Source organism: Micromonospora sp. NPDC048170, assembly GCF_040652795.1.
Classification (GTDB): Bacteria; Actinomycetota; Actinomycetes; order Mycobacteriales; family Micromonosporaceae; genus Micromonospora.
Genome location: NZ_JBEZMR010000004.1, coordinates 1 through 17668 on the forward strand (window position 1 = coordinate 1; position 17668 = coordinate 17668).

Below are 17668 nucleotides of genomic sequence, written 5' to 3' on the forward strand. Positions count from 1 at the left end.
GTGGGTTGCCGTTCCACATGGCGTGGAGGAGTTGGCTGGTGGCGACGACTTTGTTGGCGTTGAGGAGGAGGTAGCCGAGGATTGCGCGTTGGCGGATTCCGCCGAGTTCGAGGTGGTGGTTGTGGTGGGTGACTTGGGTGGTGCCGAGTACGGAGAATTTCATGGGTTTTCTCCGGTGGTGTGTGTGGTGGGTGGGGTTTGAGGTTGGCATTGGTGGTCATTGGGTGGGCACCCCTAGGGCACCCCGTAGTGGTGGGTGGGTGGTGGTGTGGGTTGTTGGGTGGGAAGTGTGGAGTTGCTGGTCAGGCATTGTGGGTGGGTGGTGGGGGGTGAGTTCGTCATCCGGGTTGGATGAACGCCGCACGGGGCGAGGTGGGAATGCCGCCCCCGTATTCGTGCGGATCGGTAACGGCGTGGCCCGGGATTATTTCTCTCCCCGTCGCGCTTCGCCCCCGATGCCATTCGTCGTGGACGATGTGACTGTCCCGCACACGGCGAGACGCGGTGGTGGGGCCCCCGAAATCGGAGGCCCCACCACCGCGTCGCACTGTCTGTCGCCGACGAGGAGATCCGTCGCGTACGGACCTCTCGTCGGCCTTCCGGCTCGCCGCCGGGCTGTCAGCTCCCGCTGGTGAGCACGTTCCCGTCGTCCGGGCGCAGGGCCCGGGAGCGCCGGAAGTCGCGGTGCACGAAGATCCGCTGGAGCCACCGGTCGCGGCCGTCGTAGCGGGGCGTGAACTCGGTCCGGCCGTGCAGGGCCAGCCGGTTGTCGACGAACGCGAGGTCACCGGGTTCCAGGACGAACGTCCTGCGGACGGTGCGCAGCGCGTCGCCGAGCATCGACAGCGCCTGCCCGGCCTCGGGGTCGAGGGGGAACGAGCTCTCGAAGTCGACCTGGACGTCCGGGTCGTCGAAGCTCCCGCCGAGGATGCCGTGCGGTTCCGGCGCGTTGCGCAGGTCGCCGAACGACGCCGGCGGCTCGGTGAAGAACCGCGGCTCGTGCAGCACCCTGCGGACCTGTTCGGACAGCAGCGGCAGCGCGTTGCGGATCGACGCCACCTGCAACCCGGCCACGTTGTCGTGGTCGTTGCGCAGGCAGTGCAGGCCGACGTAGTCCGGACGGTAGACGTGGAAGGCGTTCTCCACGTGCATGGAGAGCATCACCGAGCCCGCGTTGCCCTGGAACTTCTCCATGCCCGGCACGGGCACGACGTCCTGCACCAGCGCGCCGCTCTTCTCCTCCCTGAAGGCGATGAGCTCCCCGAGTTGCAGCCCGAGCAGCACCTGCGCGGCGGCGGGCCCGGTGGACTCCCGCTGGGCCGAGCCGGCCACGGTGGGCGTGCCCGGCAGTTCGTCGACGTCCACGGGCAGGTTCCGCACCAGGAGCACGGCGTCGAGCCCCGGATCCCAGGCGAAGCGCCGCACCATCTGGCGCAGTCGTACGGGCAGGTTGCTGGACAGTTCGCGGGCGGACTCCAGCCAGGCGGCGGAGTCCACCAGGCGCGGCGGTCGGCCCGCCAGGTAACGGGCGATCGTGTCGACCTCGATGTTCTCCTCGCGGGTCAGGACGATCGAACGGTCGGTACTGCGTGTGGGCTGGACGTCGACGGTCACGCCGAGCCTCCTCTGCTGAGGTTCGAGACGGTGTGGGGGTTGAGCGAACGGTCAGTCGTCGTCCTCGTCGTCGTCCCAGAACGCGTCCTGCAGGTGCTCTGCGAGCTGCCGTGGCGTCGGGTTGGCGAACAGGTCGGCGAGCTGGACCGGCATCTCCAGGTCGGTCCGCACCCGCTGCACGAGCTGGGCGCCCAACAGCGAGTGGCCACCGCTGGCGAAGAAGTTCGAGTCCGCGTGCAGGCCCGGCCGGTCGAGCATCTCGGTCCAGATCCCGACGAGGGCGACGGTCGTCTCGTCCGGCGGGTCGACGTCGGCTCGCGCTCTCGTCGCGGCGAGCGCGACGAGGGCCGGGCGGTCCACGGTGCCCGCCACGGTGACCGGCAACCGGTTCAGCACGACCAGTTCGGGCGTGAGCGGCAGGGCGGTGCGGGCGTGGTCGCGCAGCCGCTCCGCCACGTCGGGCTTCTGGGACTCGACGAACGCGACGACCGTGGCGTCCGGCGCGTCGCCGGCGGCCCCGGCGACTGTGGTGGCCTGCCCGACGGCGGCGACAGCCTCCACGTCCGGGTGGGCGGCGAGGGCGGACTCGACGTCACGGAGGTGGATCCGCTGCCCGGCGACCCGCACCTGGGCCGACAGCGGGCCGACGACGTCGACCTGGCCGTCCGGCAGCAGCCGCGCGAGGTCTCCGGTGCGGTGGAACCGCCCGTACGTCGGGTGCTCGCCGAACCGGGCCTCGGTCAGCTCCGGCCGGCCGTGGTAGCCGGCGGCCAGGGTGTCGCCCGCGACGCACAGCTCGCCGCGTACGCCGATGCCCAGCTCGTGGTCGGTGCCGGGCTCGGTGACGAACACGCGGGCCGCCGGTAGGACACCCGTCCCGTCCCATCCGCCGCCGAGCGCGGCGTACCCGGCGACGCCGGGTGTGGTGTAGCCGTGGTGCAGCGTGCCGCCGGTGGCGCGCAGCTGCGCGGCCAACGGGCGGGGGAGCGGTTCGTGGCCCACCAGGACGGCGCGGCCCGCGAGCCGCGCGCCCGCGTGCTCGACCACCTGGCGCCAGACCGCCGGGGGCGCCTGCACGACGTCCACGCCGTGCCGCCGTACCAGCTCGCCGAGGGCGTGGCCGTCGGCGCGGGCTGCCTCGGGCGCGACGACGACCCGGCCGCCGGTGGTCAGCGCGACCAGCAGCTCCGTCAGCGCCGCGTCGGTGGCGGAGCTGCTCAGCCACGCCGTGACGGCCGGCCCGGTGGCGACCCGCTCGGCGAGCCGCGCGACGGCCCCGGCCAGGGCCCGGTGGGTGACCGTCACCGCGAGCGGCGCGGGCGCGTCGAGGTGGTACTCCAGGTAGGCCACCGCGTCGAGGTCGGGACCGGACGGCGCGTCGGCCCGCATCGCGTCGGTGGCGTCGGTGGCGGGGATGCGCAGCGCGCCGGGCACGGGAAGTCCCTCGGCGGCCAGCACCGGGGCGGCGCCCGAGTCGGCCAGCCGCGCGGCGAGGTCGGGGATCGGCTGGGTCGGGTCGAGCAGGACGCAGCGCGCGCCCGCCAGCCACACGCCGAGCCACGCGGCGGCCAGCGCCGCGCCGCGCGGCGCCAGCACGGCGACGGTGCTCCCGCCCGAGGCCGCGACCAGGTCCCGGGTGGCGATCGCCGCCGACCACAACTGGCCGTACGTGACGGCGACCGTGTCGTCCCGCACCGCGACGAGGTCCGGGTTCGCGGCGACCGTCGCGTGCACTGCGTCGAGCACGGACGTCATGGCGGCCGTCCGCGGCGGCGACGCCGACAGGGCGAGGTCGCTCGCGCCCCGGCGGGACAGCCGCGCCACCGGCCGGTCCAGGTCCTCGCCGAGCTGTACGAGCAGTGCGTCGTACCGTTCCAGCAGCAGCCCGACGTCGGCGGTGTCGAAGGCGTCGACGCAGAACGCCGCGCGGACGGTGGTCGCGTCCTTGCCCGGCATGACGAAGAACTCCAGGTCGAAACGGCTGTAGCCGTTCTCCACCATGACGTGCCGCACCGGCATCCCGGTCAGCGTGAGCGAGGCGTCGACCGTGCCGGGCACGTAGTTGAACAGGTGCCGGAAGAACGAGCTGCGCCACGACGACGGCGCGTCGCCGAGCACCGCGGGAGACACGTGCTCCAGCGGTACGTCGGCGTGGCTGATCGCCTCCAGGAAGGTGCCGCGCGTCTGCTTGACGACGGCGCGGAAGTCGGCGTCCGGGTCGAGGCGTACCCGCAGCGGCACCAGGTTCGCGTGGTAGCCGATGGCGTTCATGCCGCGCTGGTCGCGCACGTTCACCGGGGTGCCGATGACCACGTCGGAGCCCGCGCCGTGCTGGGCGAGCAGCACCGAGTACGCCGCGAGCAGCACGACCGCCTCGGAGGCGCGCAGTTCGCGCTGGAAGCGGCGCACCACGGCGCGGGCCGGCTCGGAGAGCTCGTGGTGGACGGTCCGGGCGCGCAGGGACGGCGCCCCGGCGGCCGGCCGGGCGCACCACAGGCCCGACTCGGCGGGCCGCAACCCGTCGAGGTTCTTCCGCCAGTACGCGACGCTGCGCTCGTCCGGCGTACGCTCCGCGAGCGCGGCCACCGGGGCGTCGTCGGGCCGGTTTCCGGCCGCGACGGTCTCGTAGGCGACGAGCAGCTCGCGGAGCAGGATCGTGGTCGACATGGCGTCGAAGTTCAGGTGGTGCACGACGACGCAGCACACGTCCCCGTCCGTTCCCGCGCGGATCCCCGCCCGCACGAGGGGGCGGCCGTCGATCGTGAAGGGCTCGGCGGCGAACGCGGTCAGGTCGGCGTCCGTCCCGTCGTCGCCGGCCGGGACGTCCACCACCGGCACGTCGAGCTGGTCTGCAGCGAGCACCTCCCGGGTCAGCGTCGCGTCGTCGGCGCGGAACACGGTGCGCAGCACCTCGTGGCGGGCCAGGACCGCTCGCAGCGCCGCCGCGAACAGCCCACGGTCGATCCGGCCGGCCACCTCGAAGGCGACCGCGACGTTGTTGACCCCGGTGTCCGGCACCAGCCGCTCGAGCAGCCACATGGCTGCTTCCTTCCTGCTGGCTGCGATGGTCATGCCCACTCGTCCCCTCGGTCGGTGTCGGCGCACACCTCGGCGAGTCGCGCCACGGTCCGGTTTTCCAGCACGTCGCGCAGCGACAGCGTGAGCCCACGTCTGCGTGCCTCGTTCACGAGTTGGGCGGCGCCGAGGCTGGTGCCGCCCCGCACGAAGAAGTCGTCGTCGACGCCGATCGAGGAGACGGCCGTGTAGGTGGCGAAGAGCTCGCACAGCAGCGCCTGCAACTCGTCGGCCGGTGCCCGCCCGCCCGGGGTCGCCGCGACCTCCGGCGCCGGCAGGGCCGCCGTGTCGAGCTTGCCGTTGACGGTCAGCGGCAGCCCCGCGAGGCTCACCACGGCGCTCGGCACCATGTAGTCGGGCAGGGTCTCCGCGAGGTCCTTGCGCAACTGCTGCGGATCGACCCGCGCGTCCGCCCCGGGCACGACGTACGCGACGAGCTGCTTGACCTCCGGGGCGTCCGTACGGATCACCGCCGCCGCGTGCCGCACCTCCGGGCGGCGCAGCAGCGCCGCCTCGATCTCCCCGAGCTCGATCCGGTACCCGCGGATCTTGGCCTGGTTGTCGACCCGCCCGCAGAACTCGTACTCGCCGTCCTGGGTGGGCCGGACCCGGTCGCCGGAGCGGTACATGCGCGAGCCGGGCGGGCCGTACGGGTCGGGGAGGAAGCGCTCGGCGGTCAGCCCCGGCCTGCCCAGGTAGCCCCGGGCGAGCTGGGCCCCCGCGATGTGCAGTTCGCCGATCTCGCCGGGCGCGACCGGGCGCAGCTCCTCGTCGAGCACGTGGAAGCGCACGTCGGGCATGGGCTGGCCGATGGGCAGCGGCCCCGGCGGCACCGGCTGGTCGGGTTCGATGACCACCGTGCTGCACCCGACGGTCGTCTCCGTCGGGCCGTACTCGTTGACCACCCGCGCGCCGGGGTGCCGGCGGCGCCAGGCGTCCACGGTCTCGCCGAGCAGCAGTTCGCCGCCGGCCATCAGCTCCCCGGTCGGGGACGCCTCGGCGGGCAGCGCGGTGAGCAGCGGGATGTGCGACGGCGTCACCTTGACGAAGGTCGGCCGCTGCTGCCCGGCGGGGCCCGCGGCCGGCGTGCCCATCTCCGCCAGGGCGCCGACGTGCACGCAGCCGCCCGTCATCAGCGGCGCGTAGAACGCGGTGACCGTCAGGTCGAACGCGAACGAGGAGTGCAGCAGCGCCCGCCCGCGTACGCCCGGATAGGCCCGCACGACGTGCCGCAGGTACGTGCCGAGCTGGCGGTGCTCGATCACCACCCCCTTCGGGCTGCCGGTGGAGCCGGAGGTGTAGATGACGTACGCGCTGTTGGCGGGCCGCAGCGGGGCGAGCCGGTCGGCGTCGGTGACGTCGGTGGCCGGCTGCCCGGCGTACGCGTCCGGCCCGTCGAGGAGGACCCGTGGCGTGTCGGACGCGGGCACCGCGTGCTGGTCGTCGGCGGTGGTCAGCAGCAGCATGGGCCGCGCGTCGGTGAGCATGTGCTCCAGCCGCTGCGGCGGGTAGCTCAGGTCCAGCGGCAGGTAGGCCGCGCCGGCCTTGAGGGTGGCGAGCGCGGCCACCACCAGGTGCGCGGAGGAGGTCCCGATCGCGACGAGCCGCTCCGGGCCCGCGCCGAGCGACACCAGCCGGTGCGCGAGCCGGTTCGCCTCGGCGTCCAGTTCGGCGTACGTCCTGCGGTGCTCGCCCCAGACGACGGCGGTGGCGTCCGGGGTGCGCCGCACCTGCTCCGCGAACAGGTCCGTGAAGAGCGCGGGCTCGTCGCCCGCCCGGCTCGGCGCCACCGCGCTACCCCGCGATCCGCAGGCCGGCGTCCGCACCGGTCATCAGGCCGGAGACCGCCGCGGCGACGTCGGGGTGGCGCAGCATCTGGTCGTGGTCGACGTCGAGCCGGATGTCGTGTCCGAAGACCTGCCCCCGCTGGGTGGAGTGCGCGGAGGTGATCGCCGTCGCCGTCGCCCATCGCGGGGTCGGGTCGATCTCCGTCGCCGCCCGCAGGTAGCCGACGAACGACGCGAAGCTGCCGCCCAGCTCGCCCCGGACGTCGTCGTCCAGCCCGAGCCTGCGGCCCGCGACGTCGATCGCGTCGCGGAAGATCCCGGCGAGCGCGGGACCGATGAGGGTGAGGTCCTCGAGCCCGTACTTCTCCTGGACCGCCTGGCCGTCGGCGTGGAACGCGGCGATCTCCTTCGGGGAGAGGATGGTCCGCAGGGCGTCCGCCGCGGCGTGGAAGTCCCGGTACAGCCCGACGATGTTCGGCAGCTCCGGGTCCAGCAGGACCAGCCTGGGCGCCTCGTCCTGCGCCTCGGCCAGCCGGGACGCGAGGGGGGCGGCGAAGACCGCGCCCACGCAGTAGCCGATCACGGTGTCGACGGTGCGCTCACGCCGGCGGACGCCCTTCACCCACCGCTCGACGTAGTCGGCGCCGGACATGGTGTCCTCGGCGCCGGCGGCGGGTGCCACGGTCTCCCAGATCTCGCCGGGCGCGCTCAGCAGGGGGACCAGGTCCCGGAAGCACGCCTGGGTGCGGCCGGTGCTGGTGAAGTCGACGGTGAGCGTGAGGCCGCCCGGCCCGCCCTTGCGCAGTATCTGCCAGGAGTTCTTCTTCACGATGGGATCCCTCGTCGTAGCGATGCGTACGGTCGTCGTGCAGGGGAGTGCGGGGGCGTCGTCCGCCCCCGGTCGCGGGCGCTCAGACGCGGGCGCTGTCGCGCAGGTAGCGCAGGGTCACGGCGCCGCCGAGCACGACGGTCCACCCGGCGAGCACCAGGGCCGCGAGGGCGAGCCGGGAGTCGTCCTCGAACGGGCTGTGGCCGATCTCGGCCAGCCAGTGGCTCGGCATGACCGCGGACACCGCCTGGAGCCACTCGGGGAACGCGACCGACGGGAACAGCGCGCCGCCGAGCACCCCGAGCAGCATGTGCGAGACGGAGGTGAGGACCTGCACGCTCTCGGCCGTGGCGACCTGGCCGATGAACACGCCCAGCAGCGCGAACGGCAGGGTGCCGAGCCAGATTCCGAGCACCAGCTGGAGCCAGCCGCCCAGGGGCAGCCGGACGCCCTCCAGCAGCGCGCCGGTGAGCGCGACCGCCGTGATCGCCGGCAGTGCCACGACCATCGCCGCGGCCAGCTTCGCGGTCAGGTAGGACGTCGGCGACAGCGGGGTGATGCGCAGCTGACGCTGCCACCCCGTCGACCGCTCGATCGCCACCCTCGTGCCGACGTTCAGCGCGACGAAGAGCGCCCCGAAGGCGGCGAGACCGCCCAGCAGGTGCTCGCTGAAGTTGATGCCGGTACGGTCGACGATCTCGCCCTGGAACAGGTTGGCCTGCATGAGGTAGAGCAGCGTCGGGAACAGGAACGCGACGATCCAGAACTTGCGGGCCCGGATCACCCGCTTCACTTCGAGCCTGAGGAAACCCGCATTCATCAGGCGGCCTCGCTTTCCGTCGCGGTGAGGGCCAGGAACGCCTGTTCCAGGCCGAGGGCGCCGATCTCGACGTCGTACGCCCGTGGGTAGCGGGCGAACAGTTCCCGGGCGGCGGCGTCGGAGTCGGAGCAGACGAACTCGACGCGGTCGCCGCGGGACTCGGCGGTCTTCACGCCGGGCAGCCGGCGCAGCTCGTCGGCCGTCGCGCCCGGGACCGTGGCGGACAACGACCGGCCGGCCACCACGGAGCGGATCTCGGCGACCGTGCCGTCGGCGATGACCACCCCGGCGCGGACGAGCACCACCCGGTCGGCGAACTCCTCGGCCTCCTCCAGGTAGTGGGAGGCGAACACCACGGTGCGGCCGGCGGCGGTGAACTCCCGCATGGAGGCCCAGAAGATGTGGCGGGACTCGACGTCCATCGCCACCGTCGGCTCGTCCAGCACCAACAGCCTCGGGTCGGACACGAGGGTCATCGCCAGGCGCAGCCGCTGGCGCTGACCGCCGGAGAGCCGGCCCCGGCGGTCGGCGATGTCGGTGAGACCGGCGCGGCGCAGCACCTCGTCGACCGGGAGCGGGGCGGCGTGCAGCGACGCCGCCATCGTGAGCAGTTCGCGGATCGACACGTCGTCGAGCAGCGCACCGTCCTGGAGCATCGCCCCGATGACGCCCCGCGTGACCGCCTCCCGTGGGGTGTGTCCGAAGACGCGGATCTCGCCACGGTCGGGTCGGGCGAGCCCGAGGATCAGGTCGACGAGAGTGGACTTTCCCGCACCGTTGGGCCCGAGCAGCGCGACCACCTCGCCGGGCGCGATCCGCAGGTCGATGCCGTTCACGGCGCGTACGTCGCCGTATCTCTTGTGCACATCCGACACGTCGATCGCCTGTGGGTCCACCGCACCGAGCGTGGGTGTGGCCACGAGGTTCGCGATTGCGTTGCTCATTGATTTCCCCATTTAGATCGGTGCGGGTATGCGAATAGTATTTAGCAGCGCCGCGGAACGGTGAGCGAGGAACTCCGGGGCCGGTGCCGCGAGAATTGGCGTCCGCGGTGCCTTTCTCCGGGGTGGTGAGGGGTGACCGTAGGGGTTACCCCGCGACCGCCGCACCCGTCATCGTCGAACTGTCGTGGTCCTGGGCTGCGCATTTTGCGGCCCGTCCGGGGAGGTGTTCGTGGCACATCCGAAGGGGAACGGTCATCGTCATTCGCCGAACGGTGACGGGAAGACGGATGTCATGGTCCGTGACGACGACACGGCGGAGTTGCTCGCTTTTCCGCACCGTGACTTCTTCTGTGGCACCGGGACGTACGGGGAACTGGAAACGACCCGGAACCGGCCCACGAAGCCGTCCGCGCCGGACGCCGGCGCGACCGACCTTCCGGCGGTGAGCTGACATGGACCGCCTCGCCGCCGCAGCCGAGCGGGCCGACCGGCTCGGGCCGATGCTCGGCACCTTCCTGCACCGCTTCCCGGCCGGCGACCCGGGCACGGACGGGCCGCTGCGCGGCACGCTGGTCGGCGTCAAGGACGTCGTCGCCGTCGCCGGAGCACCCAGCACCTGCCAGAGCGCCGTGCACGACGCGAACTGGTGGGCCGACCGCGACGCGACGGTGGTGGCGCGGCTGCGCGCCGCGGGCGCGGTGATCGTGGGCAAGACCACGATGGCCGAGCACGCGCTGTCCCGGCCGGACCCGGACGCGACCTTCCCGGTGCCCCGCAACCCGTGGGATCCCCACCGGTGGACCGGCGGGTCGAGCTGCGGCAGCGCCAACGGCATCCCCGCCGGGTTCTTCGACGCGGGTGTCGGCACCGACAGCAACGGCAGCATCCGGATCCCGGCCGCGCTGTGCGGCGTGACCGGGCTGAAGCCGACGCAGGGTCTCCTGCCGGCGGCGGGCGTCCGCCCGCTGGCGCGGTCGGTGGAGACGGCGGGCCCGCTGGCGCGTACGGCCAGGGAGTGCGCGCGGCTGCTCGCGGTCATGGCGGACCGGCCCGCCGAGCTGTCCCGGCCTCCGCTCGCCGACCTCGCGGGCGTGCGTGTCGGCGTCCCCGGCGACCTCGTGCGGCACGCCGCCGCGCTGACCGACGAGACCGCCGCCGCCTTCGAGGCCGCGCTCGACGAGCTGCGGGCCGCCGGAGCCGAGGTCGTCGACGTGCCGTTCGACGAGGCGTTCCCGCTCTTCGCCGCGCAGCTCGTGACGATGATGGTGGAGGCGTTCGAGGTGCACGGGGCGCAGCTGCGGGCGCGCTGGGCGGACTACGGCCGGCCGTTCCGGTGGAACGTCGCGCTCGGCGGCGTGCTCCCGGCGGAGACCTACCTGCGGGCCCAGCGGGTGCGCGGGTGGGGCGCCGCCGCCCTGCGGGCCCGGTTGCGCGACGTCGACGTCGTCGCCACGCCCGCCTGGCCGTCCGCCGCACCCCGCTACGACGACCAGGCCAGCCTCCAGACGATCTCCTTCCTGCCCAGCATCTGGAGCGCGGTGGGCTTTCCCGCGCTGGCGCTGCCGATGGGCGCCGACGGCGACGGGTTGCCGCTGTCGCTGCAACTGGCCGCCGCCCCCGGCCGCGACTTCGAACTGGCCGCCGTCGCCGACGTCTACCAGCGGCGTACCGGCTGGCACGAGCGCGAGCCGAAGCTGGACGTCGTCACGGACCTCGCGCCCGTCTGCGCCCCCGAGGCACCTACGGACAGCGTCGACCCCGTCCGGCGGGAGCGACTGGCCCGGGCGTTCGGTGAACTGGGTGTCCCGCTGGGAGAGAACGACCTCGACCAGGTGACCATGACGTGGTCGAAGGTCGAGGCGCTCGCCGGGGTGCTGCCGGACCTCCCGGTGGACGTCGCGCCGATCGGCGTGGGCCCCCTCGTCGCTCGCTGAGCGCCTGTGCCACGCCCCGCTGCCCGGCGTCGTGCCCGCGTTCCCGCACCACCTGCCGAGCCGGTCCGGTGTGACCCCGGACCGGCATCCCCGACCCGCCCGACCCCCGTCGGGCGGGTCGTTCCGTGCCGGCTCCGGCGTGTCGTCGTGCCGCCTGCCGCACACGTGGCGGACGCACGGGTGAGGCATGAGGACGACACGGTCGGAACGTGACGCGGCGGGGGTTGGATCTGTGCCCGCCCGCCGGCAGCCTGATAGCCATGGATGACGTCGTGATCGAAGTGGACGGGCTGCGTCGCAGCTACGGGGAGTTCGAGGCGGTGCGGGGGATCTCGCTGAGGATCCGCCGGGGCGAGCTGTTCGCCCTGCTGGGCACCAACGGTGCCGGCAAGACCACCACCATCGAGGTGCTGGAGGGGCTGCAACCGGCCACCTCCGGAGGGGTCCGGGTGCTCGGGCTGGATCCGGTGCGGGACCGGGCCGTGCTGCGCCCCCGGACGGGGGTGATGCTCCAGCACGGTGGGTTCACCGGTGCGCTGACCGTACGGGAGACGGTGGAGATCTGGCGGTCGCTCACCGTACGGCCGCAGACCGTCGGGGAGGTGCTGGATCTGGTCGACCTCGGCGACCGGATGAACGTGGCGGTCGAGCAGCTCTCCGGCGGCGAGGGCCGGCGGCTGGAGTTGGCGCTGGCGGTCCTCGGCCGGCCGGAGGTGCTCTTCCTCGACGAGCCGACCACCGGGATGGACCCGGCCTCCCGGCGTCGCACCTGGGACGTCGTCCGTGAGCTCCAGAAGGGTGGGACCACCGTCCTGCTCACCACGCACTACCTGGAGGAGGCGGAGGTCCTCGCCGACCGGGTGGCGATCATGCGAGGTGGCAGCATCGTCGCCACGGGAGCCCCGGAGGACGTCGTCCGCACGCTGCCCGCCCGGATCAGCTTCCGGCTGCCGGCGACGGACGTGCCGCCCGAGCTGCCGCACGCCACCCGGCTGGTCGAGGGCGACCGGGTCACGTACGAGTCCCGCCAGCTCCAGAGCGACCTCACCCGGTTGCTCGAATGGGCCAACGCGGGCGACATCCGGCTGGCGGCCCTGTCGGCCCGACCGGCCACCCTGGAGGATGTCTTCCTGGACATCGCCGCCGACCACGACCTGACCGACCAGCACGCGGAACCGGAGGCAGCCCGATGAGCGGGACGATGACGACGCAGAGCCCCACCGCCACCGCCAACTCGGGTGACCGGGCGACCAAGCCGTTCTGGCAGATGGCCGCGATGTTGAAGATGGAACTGCTGGCGCTGCGTCGCAACTGGACGGCCACCGCCATGTCGGTGGTGACCCCGCTGATGATCGCCATCCTGCTCGTCAGCGAGTACGGAGGTGAGACGGTGGCCGGCGTCCGCCGGGTCGTCAGCATCACCACCCTGATCATGGTCTTCCTGGTGCACCACCACCTGACGACCGTCTACGCGTCGCGCCGCCAGGAGCTGGTGCTCAAGCGGCTGCGCGCGGGGCTCGCCTCGGACCGCACCATCCTGCTCGGCACGGCCAGCAGCACCGTGGCGATCTTCCTCGCCCAGTTCGTCGTGCTGGCCGGCTACGCCATCCTGGTGCTCGGTCTGCCGATGCCGAAGAATCCGCTGGTCATGGTGGTGGCGCTGCTGTTCGGGTCCGCGATCATGGCGGCGTTCTCGGCGGCGCTCTCCGCGATCACCCGCAGCTCCGAGGCGGCCATGCTGACCACCCTGCCGACCGTGGTGATCTTCCTGGCCACGCCGGGTGCGCTGCTGCCGCTCGGCGCGTTGCCGGAGTCGTTGGAACGGGTGCTCTGGTTCCTGCCGAACGGGCCGTTCACCGAGGCCATGCGCGTCGGCTGGCTCGCCCGCACCGACGAGGGCCAGGCACTGAGTTTCGTCGGGACCCTCGTCGAGACGCTGCCCTCCTTCGGTGTGCTGCTGGTCTGGCTGGTGGTGTCGCTGTTCCTGGCGGGCCGCTACTTCCGGTGGGAGCCCCGGCACGGATGATCGAGGTCATCGCGCCACCGAGCATCGGGAGCGGGAGCATGGAGCGGGCGCAGGTCGAGCGGGACGTCGGCCTGCGCCGCGCCCGTGCCGTCACGCTGAGCACCGTCGGCAGCGGCGTCCTGGGGACGTTGCTGCTGGCCGCCGTCGGGCTGTCGCGGGAGGACGACCCGCGCTGGGTGGTGGCCGGCGTGGTGGGGGTCGTCCTGTTCGTCGCCGCGCAGAGCGGAGCGCTGTACGGGGCCATCACCCCCTGGCTGGCCGAGTCGACGCGGCGCCGCCTGCTCACCGCGTTCGTCTGGGCCGCCGTGCTCTCCGTGCCCCTGGTCGGGCCGGTGGGCGGGCCGGAGTGGGCGACCTGGGGGTTCCTGGGAGCGTCGGTGATCGGCTCGGTGTCCCTGCTGCGGCAGTGGTGGATGGCCGGCCCGGCGGTGCTGCTGTCCGTGGCGACGGCCGCCGGGGTGGCGGCCTGGAACGGCGCCCCGGTCCGTGGTCAGGTCACCATCGTGGTGGTCGCCGGCATCTCCATGGCCGCGTGGAACGCCCTCCAGCTCTGGCTGTGGGGGCTGCTGGTCGAGGCGCAGCGGGGGCGGGCCGCCCAGGGCCGGCTCGCCGCCACCGAGGAGCGGCTGCGGTTCGCCCGCGACGTGCACGACCTGCTCGGGCACAGCCTCTCGGTCATCGCGCTCAAGGCCGAGTTGGCGTCCCGGCTGGCGGCCACCGACGCCGGGCGGGCCAGCCGGGAGGCGGCGGAGGTGCGGCAACTGGCCGCGTCGGCGCTGGTCGAACTACGCGAGGTGGTGCACGGGTACCGTGCGGTGGATCTCGGGGACCAGATCGCCGCGGTGGAGCAGGTGTTGCGTTCCTCCGGCATCCGCTGCGCGGTCGCGCTGCCTCCGGACGACGTGCCGTCGGAGATCGCCCGGCAGTTCGTCGCGGTGTTGCGTGAGGCCAGCACCAACGTGTTGCGGCACAGCCGGGCCACCTGGTGCACCATCGAGATCAGCCAGGACGAGGACGAGGTACGGATGACCATGACGAACGACGGCGCCGAGGGGGCGTCGCCGGACCGGCACAGCTTCGGGCTGCGGGGGTTGGCCGAGCGGCTGGCCGAGGCCGCCGGGACGCTGCGCCACCGGATCGACGACGGCGTGTTCCGCCTCGACGTGACGGTACGGACCCGCCCGTGATCAGGGTGCTGCTCGCCGACGACGAGAACCTGATCCGGGCGGCGCTGGCCGCGCTGCTCGGGCTGGAATCCGATCTGGAGGTGGTGACCGAGGCGTCGGACGGGCGGGCGGCCGTGACCGCCGCGCTCGCCCACCGGCCGGACGTCGCCGTGGTGGACCTCCAGATGCCTGCCCTGGACGGGCTGGAGGTGACCGCCGAGCTGGCTCGTGCCCTGCCCGCCTGCAAGGTGGTGATCCTGACCGGGCACGGCCGGCCGCCACACCTGCAACGCGCGCTGGCGGCCGGCGCCAAGGGGTTCCTGCCCAAGGGCGCGCCGGGTGGGACGCTCGCCGACGTCATCCGTCGGGTGCACGCCGGCGGCCGGTACGTCGACCCGGCGCTGGCCGCGGACGCGCTCACCGCCCCGGAGTGCCCGCTCACGCCGCGCGAGCTGGACGTGCTGCGGCTGGCCGAGTACGACACCCCGGTGGCGGAGGTGGCGCGGCGTACCCACCTCTCCGCCGGCACGGTCCGCAACCACCTCTCGGCGGCGGTCAGCAAGCTCAGGGTGGCCAACCGGGCGGAGGCGTTCCGCACCGCCCGGGACAACGGCTGGCTCTGACCGCGCCGGTCAGATGAGCACGCTCCAGGTGACCGGGCCGACGAGGCCGTCGGCGACGAGGCCGTTGCGGCTCTGGAAGCCGCGTACCGCGCTGGTGGTGACCGACCCGAAACCGCCGTCCACGAGGAGGCTGGCCCCCCGGGCGTTGAGCGCGGTCTGGAGGCCACGCACCAGGTCGCCGGAGTTGCCCTCCCGCAGGGGCAGGACGAGTGCGGTCCAGGTGATCGGGCCGACCAGGCCGTCGGCGTAGAGGCCCCGGCTGCTCTGGAAGCTGCGCACCGCGCTGGCGGTGCCGGACCCGTAGTCGCCGTCCACCACGACGGAGATGCCGCGCGCCCGCACCAGGTACTGGATCACCCGGGGCACCCATCCCGAGGCGCCCTGGCCGACGCTCGGGTAGCCGGTGCTGCCGACGGGGGCGGTCGAGCCGAGGGTGATGCCGCGGTTGGCCAGGAAGACCCGGGGGTCGACCGAGGTCAGCCGGGGCCGGTGGATCTCGAAGTGCAGGTGCGGGCCGGTCGAGTTGCCGGTGTTGCCCATCAGCCCGATCAACTGTCCGCAGCTGATCTGCTGGCCGACGCTGACCAGCACCCGGTGGAGGTGGCCGTAGTAGGAGAAGTAGCTGTCGGCGTGGTTGAGGTGGACGCTGTTGCCGCTGCGGCCGGGCAGGGGGCCGCTCGCGGTGTCGCCCGGGTACGAGTTGGTCTTGATGTCCCGGACCGTTCCGGCGGCCGTGGCGTAGACGGGGGTGCCCTGGCTGTTGGCCACGTCCCAGCCCGTGTGGGTGGGGCGGCTGGGGGTCTTGTAGCCGGAGGTCAGCGTGCCGCGCGTGGGGTTGCTCCAGCCGGCGGCGGCGGCCATCGCGGGGCTGGGCAGGCCGACGACGCCGACTCCCACGCCGACGCCCAGTGCGGTGAACAGGGTGCGGCGCCGGGCCGGCACGTGGATGAGGCGGTCTGTCGCCGGGATGTCGCGCATGGTCGTCTCCGATGTTCGGGTCCGTGGGGAGCGTCGGACGATGAAGATCGGATCGTAAATCTTCTATATGAGCCGAGGCAATGGTGAAACTTTCCTACAACGCCTCACCGTCAACTCGGGGTTGACGATGAAGCGTCGTCAACCTATGGTTGACGCATGACGGAGCCAGTGCAGATGAACAATCCGGTACGCCTCGACGACCTGATCGGGGCGATCAAGAAGGCACACACCGACGCGCTCGACCAGCTCACCGACGCGGTCATCGCGGCCGACCACCTCGGCGAGGTCGCCGACCACCTGATCGGCCACTTCGTCGACCAGGCCCGCCGCTCCGGCGCGTCCTGGACCGAGATCGGCCGCAGCATGGGCGTCAGCAAGCAGGCGGCGCAGAAGCGCTTCGTGCCGAAGGCCGACGAGACGACGCTCGACGCCCAGCAGGGCTTCTCCCGGTTCACCCCGCGCGCCCGCAACGTGGTGATGGCGTCGCAGAACGAGGCCAGGGCCGCCGGGCACGCCGAGATCCGCCCCGAGCACCTGGTGCTGGGGCTGCTCAGCGAGCCGGAGGCCCTGGCCGCGAAGGCGATCGTCGCCCAGGGAGTGTCGCTGGAACGGGTGCGCGAGGCCGCGACGGCGGCGCTGCCGCACTCGACCGCCGAGGTGCCCGACCTGATCCCCTACGACGCACAGGGCAAGAAGGCGCTGGAGCTGACCTTCCGGGAGGCCCTGCGCCTCGGGCACAACTACATCGGAACCGAGCACGTCCTGCTCGCGCTGCTGGAGCACGAGAACGGCGCCGGCGTCCTCGCCGGACTCGGCGTGACCAAGGCCGCGGTCGAGGAGTGGGTGGCGGCAGCCCTGCGGGCGGTCCAGTTGCGGGCGTGACCCGTCAGGGGGCGGTGGGGAAGCCGTAGCGGGCGGCGTGCTCGGGATCCGTCGGGTCGACCTGGCGGATCCCGGCGTCGGCGAGGCGCTTGTTGACCTCGTCGAGCCGCTCGCGCACCAACTGGGCCTCCTCCTCGGTGACCCGGCCCCGGTGCGGCCGGCCGGCGTGCTCGATCGTGCCGTAGTCGACCCGCTCCGCGCCCTTGCGGGCCTTCGGCGGGCGGACCCGCTCGGCCGTCTTCAGCAGCTGCCCCATCGGCACGTCGGTCGCCATCGCGTCGAACTCGCTCGCGGTGAGCACCACCCGGCGCGGCTCGCCGTCGCCGTGCCGGTCGTGGATCTCGACCACCGCGACGTCCAGCGCGGCGTCGTCGATGCTCTCCACCTCGACCGGGGTGGCGTCCAGCCGCACGGGCCCCGCGACCAGGTCAGGGTGCTCCAGGACGACGACGCGGACCACCTCGTCGTCGGGCTGGATGACCGTGCCGCTGAAGTCGGAGACGTGGATCGTCTTCTTGCCCATGCGCGGAGCTTCTCCTGTCGTAGGCCGGGATGCCGGACCAGAAGAAATTACCCGACAGGTGTGCGAAAGCCGTCGGTGGACCGTCCGGGTGTGTCGCGGAGCCGCCCGGGGTGCGCGCGGGCCGTCAGCGGGTGTTCGGGCCGCCGCGCGAGGCGGCGCCGGTGGGCTGCTTGTCGACCTCGCTCCACGCGAGCGCCTCGGTCCCGGCGCGGTGACCCCGGTACGCCGGCTGGGCCGGGAACCGCCCCGCGGGCTCGGCGGCCCACCAGAGCAGCTCGGGGTCCTGGTGGTGCCGGTCGTTCGGCAGATTCGGCATGACCATACCGTCCCAAACAAAGTTGTCCATGTATGAAAATGAATATGACGGCCGATCGATGCGTCTGGTTCCCCTGATCGGCCGTCGCCTCATGGCCCCTCGGTCCCATCGATGTGCCCGGTATGTCTACCCGCCTGCCGTACCGCGCAAT

The 17668-nt window shown here is 73.0% G+C and carries 16 protein-coding genes; 7 read left to right on the top strand and 9 right to left on the bottom strand.

Going from position 1 to position 17668, the window contains the following annotated elements:
* Positions 1-618 precede the first annotated feature (618 nt).
* From AB0D32_RS08620 to AB0D32_RS08645, 6 genes are all read right to left on the bottom strand, one after another.
* Positions 619-1614 carry a TauD/TfdA family dioxygenase gene (locus AB0D32_RS08620; RefSeq protein WP_357086576.1) on the bottom strand — a complete coding sequence of 332 codons (996 nt, stop codon included), beginning with the start codon at positions 1612-1614 and terminating at the stop codon, positions 619-621.
* Between the two features lie 51 nt (positions 1615-1665).
* The gene (locus AB0D32_RS08625) at positions 1666-4686 is read right to left on the bottom strand and encodes a condensation domain-containing protein (protein WP_357086578.1); all 3021 of its coding nucleotides are present in this window, start codon (positions 4684-4686) and stop codon (positions 1666-1668) included.
* On the bottom strand, positions 4683-6479 hold the full coding sequence (locus AB0D32_RS08630) for a non-ribosomal peptide synthetase (RefSeq protein WP_357086580.1): 1797 nt from the start codon (positions 6477-6479) through the stop codon (positions 4683-4685). Before AB0D32_RS08630 ends, AB0D32_RS08625 begins: the two co-directional genes overlap by 4 nt.
* A 4-nt stretch (positions 6480-6483) precedes the next feature.
* A complete protein-coding gene (locus tag AB0D32_RS08635; RefSeq protein ID WP_357086582.1) occupies positions 6484-7305 on the bottom strand; it encodes a hypothetical protein in 822 nt (273 codons plus the stop codon).
* An 82-nt stretch (positions 7306-7387) separates the two neighbouring features.
* On the bottom strand, positions 7388-8125 hold the full coding sequence (locus AB0D32_RS08640) for an ABC transporter permease (protein ID WP_357086584.1): 738 nt from the start codon (positions 8123-8125) through the stop codon (positions 7388-7390).
* Positions 8125-9069, bottom strand: a complete 945-nt coding sequence (locus tag AB0D32_RS08645; protein WP_357086586.1) for an ABC transporter ATP-binding protein — start codon at positions 9067-9069, stop codon at positions 8125-8127. The genes AB0D32_RS08640 and AB0D32_RS08645 overlap by 1 nt, the downstream gene beginning before the upstream one ends.
* A gap of 292 nt (positions 9070-9361) precedes the next feature.
* Here AB0D32_RS08645 and AB0D32_RS08650 point away from each other — a divergent pair, with 292 nt between their 5' ends.
* The 6 genes from AB0D32_RS08650 (at position 9362) to AB0D32_RS08675 (ending at position 14818) form a co-directional block, all read left to right on the top strand.
* Positions 9362-9520 carry a hypothetical protein gene (locus tag AB0D32_RS08650; RefSeq protein WP_357086587.1) on the top strand — a complete coding sequence of 53 codons (159 nt, stop codon included), beginning with the start codon at positions 9362-9364 and terminating at the stop codon, positions 9518-9520.
* A gap of 1 nt (position 9521) precedes the next feature.
* The gene (locus tag AB0D32_RS08655; protein WP_357086589.1) at positions 9522-11003 is read left to right on the top strand and encodes an amidase; all 1482 of its coding nucleotides are present in this window, start codon (positions 9522-9524) and stop codon (positions 11001-11003) included.
* Positions 11004-11263: 260 nt separating this feature from the next.
* Positions 11264-12196: an ABC transporter ATP-binding protein gene (locus tag AB0D32_RS08660; protein WP_357086591.1), complete on the top strand. Its 933-nt coding sequence runs from the start codon at positions 11264-11266 to the stop codon at positions 12194-12196.
* Positions 12197-12204: 8 nt separating this feature from the next.
* Positions 12205-13029: an ABC transporter permease gene (locus AB0D32_RS08665; RefSeq protein WP_357086593.1), complete on the top strand. Its 825-nt coding sequence runs from the start codon at positions 12205-12207 to the stop codon at positions 13027-13029.
* A complete protein-coding gene (locus AB0D32_RS08670; protein WP_357086595.1) occupies positions 13026-14216 on the top strand; it encodes a histidine kinase in 1191 nt (396 codons plus the stop codon). Before AB0D32_RS08665 ends, AB0D32_RS08670 begins: the two co-directional genes overlap by 4 nt.
* Positions 14213-14818, top strand: a complete 606-nt coding sequence (locus tag AB0D32_RS08675) for a response regulator transcription factor (RefSeq protein ID WP_357086597.1) — start codon at positions 14213-14215, stop codon at positions 14816-14818. The genes AB0D32_RS08670 and AB0D32_RS08675 overlap by 4 nt, the downstream gene beginning before the upstream one ends.
* Before the next feature lie 9 nt (positions 14819-14827).
* Here AB0D32_RS08675 and AB0D32_RS08680 read toward each other — a convergent pair whose 3' ends face one another.
* Positions 14828-15796 (bottom strand): peptidoglycan DD-metalloendopeptidase family protein, encoded by a 969-nt coding sequence (locus AB0D32_RS08680; protein WP_357086599.1) that lies wholly within the window; start codon positions 15794-15796, stop codon positions 14828-14830.
* Between the two features lie 156 nt (positions 15797-15952).
* On the opposite strand from AB0D32_RS08680, the gene AB0D32_RS08685 reads away from it, so the two are divergent.
* Positions 15953-16678, top strand: a complete 726-nt coding sequence (locus AB0D32_RS08685) for a Clp protease N-terminal domain-containing protein (RefSeq protein WP_357086601.1) — start codon at positions 15953-15955, stop codon at positions 16676-16678.
* 4 nt (positions 16679-16682) lie between these two features.
* On the opposite strand, the gene AB0D32_RS08690 is transcribed toward AB0D32_RS08685, so the two are convergent.
* Together AB0D32_RS08690 and AB0D32_RS08695 are read right to left on the bottom strand one after the other, a co-directional pair.
* A complete protein-coding gene (locus tag AB0D32_RS08690; RefSeq protein ID WP_357086603.1) occupies positions 16683-17201 on the bottom strand; it encodes a hypothetical protein in 519 nt (172 codons plus the stop codon).
* A gap of 124 nt (positions 17202-17325) precedes the next feature.
* Entirely contained in the window at positions 17326-17517 is a 192-nt protein-coding gene (locus tag AB0D32_RS08695) for a DNA repair protein (RefSeq protein ID WP_357086605.1), read from the bottom strand.
* Positions 17518-17668 lie beyond the last annotated feature (151 nt).

Excerpts from the sequence above, each read along its gene's own strand:
- AB0D32_RS08625 (WP_357086578.1), bottom strand. The coding sequence starts at position 4,686 with ATGACCATCGCAGCCAGCAGGAAGGAAGCAGCCATGTGGCTGCTCGAG.
- AB0D32_RS08640 (WP_357086584.1), bottom strand. The coding sequence starts at position 8,125 with ATGAATGCGGGTTTCCTCAGGCTCGAAGTGAAGCGGGTGATCCGGGCC.
- AB0D32_RS08645 (WP_357086586.1), bottom strand. The coding sequence starts at position 9,069 with ATGAGCAACGCAATCGCGAACCTCGTGGCCACACCCACGCTCGGTGCG.
- AB0D32_RS08650 (WP_357086587.1), top strand. The coding sequence starts at position 9,362 with ATGGTCCGTGACGACGACACGGCGGAGTTGCTCGCTTTTCCGCACCGT.
- AB0D32_RS08655 (WP_357086589.1), top strand. The coding sequence starts at position 9,522 with ATGGACCGCCTCGCCGCCGCAGCCGAGCGGGCCGACCGGCTCGGGCCG.
- AB0D32_RS08660 (WP_357086591.1), top strand. The coding sequence starts at position 11,264 with ATGGATGACGTCGTGATCGAAGTGGACGGGCTGCGTCGCAGCTACGGG.
- AB0D32_RS08665 (WP_357086593.1), top strand. The coding sequence starts at position 12,205 with ATGACGACGCAGAGCCCCACCGCCACCGCCAACTCGGGTGACCGGGCG.
- AB0D32_RS08670 (WP_357086595.1), top strand. The coding sequence starts at position 13,026 with ATGATCGAGGTCATCGCGCCACCGAGCATCGGGAGCGGGAGCATGGAG.
- AB0D32_RS08680 (WP_357086599.1), bottom strand. The coding sequence starts at position 15,796 with ATGCGCGACATCCCGGCGACAGACCGCCTCATCCACGTGCCGGCCCGG.
- AB0D32_RS08685 (WP_357086601.1), top strand. The coding sequence starts at position 15,953 with ATGACGGAGCCAGTGCAGATGAACAATCCGGTACGCCTCGACGACCTG.
- AB0D32_RS08690 (WP_357086603.1), bottom strand. The coding sequence starts at position 17,201 with ATGGGCAAGAAGACGATCCACGTCTCCGACTTCAGCGGCACGGTCATC.
- AB0D32_RS08695 (WP_357086605.1), bottom strand. The coding sequence starts at position 17,517 with ATGCCGAATCTGCCGAACGACCGGCACCACCAGGACCCCGAGCTGCTC.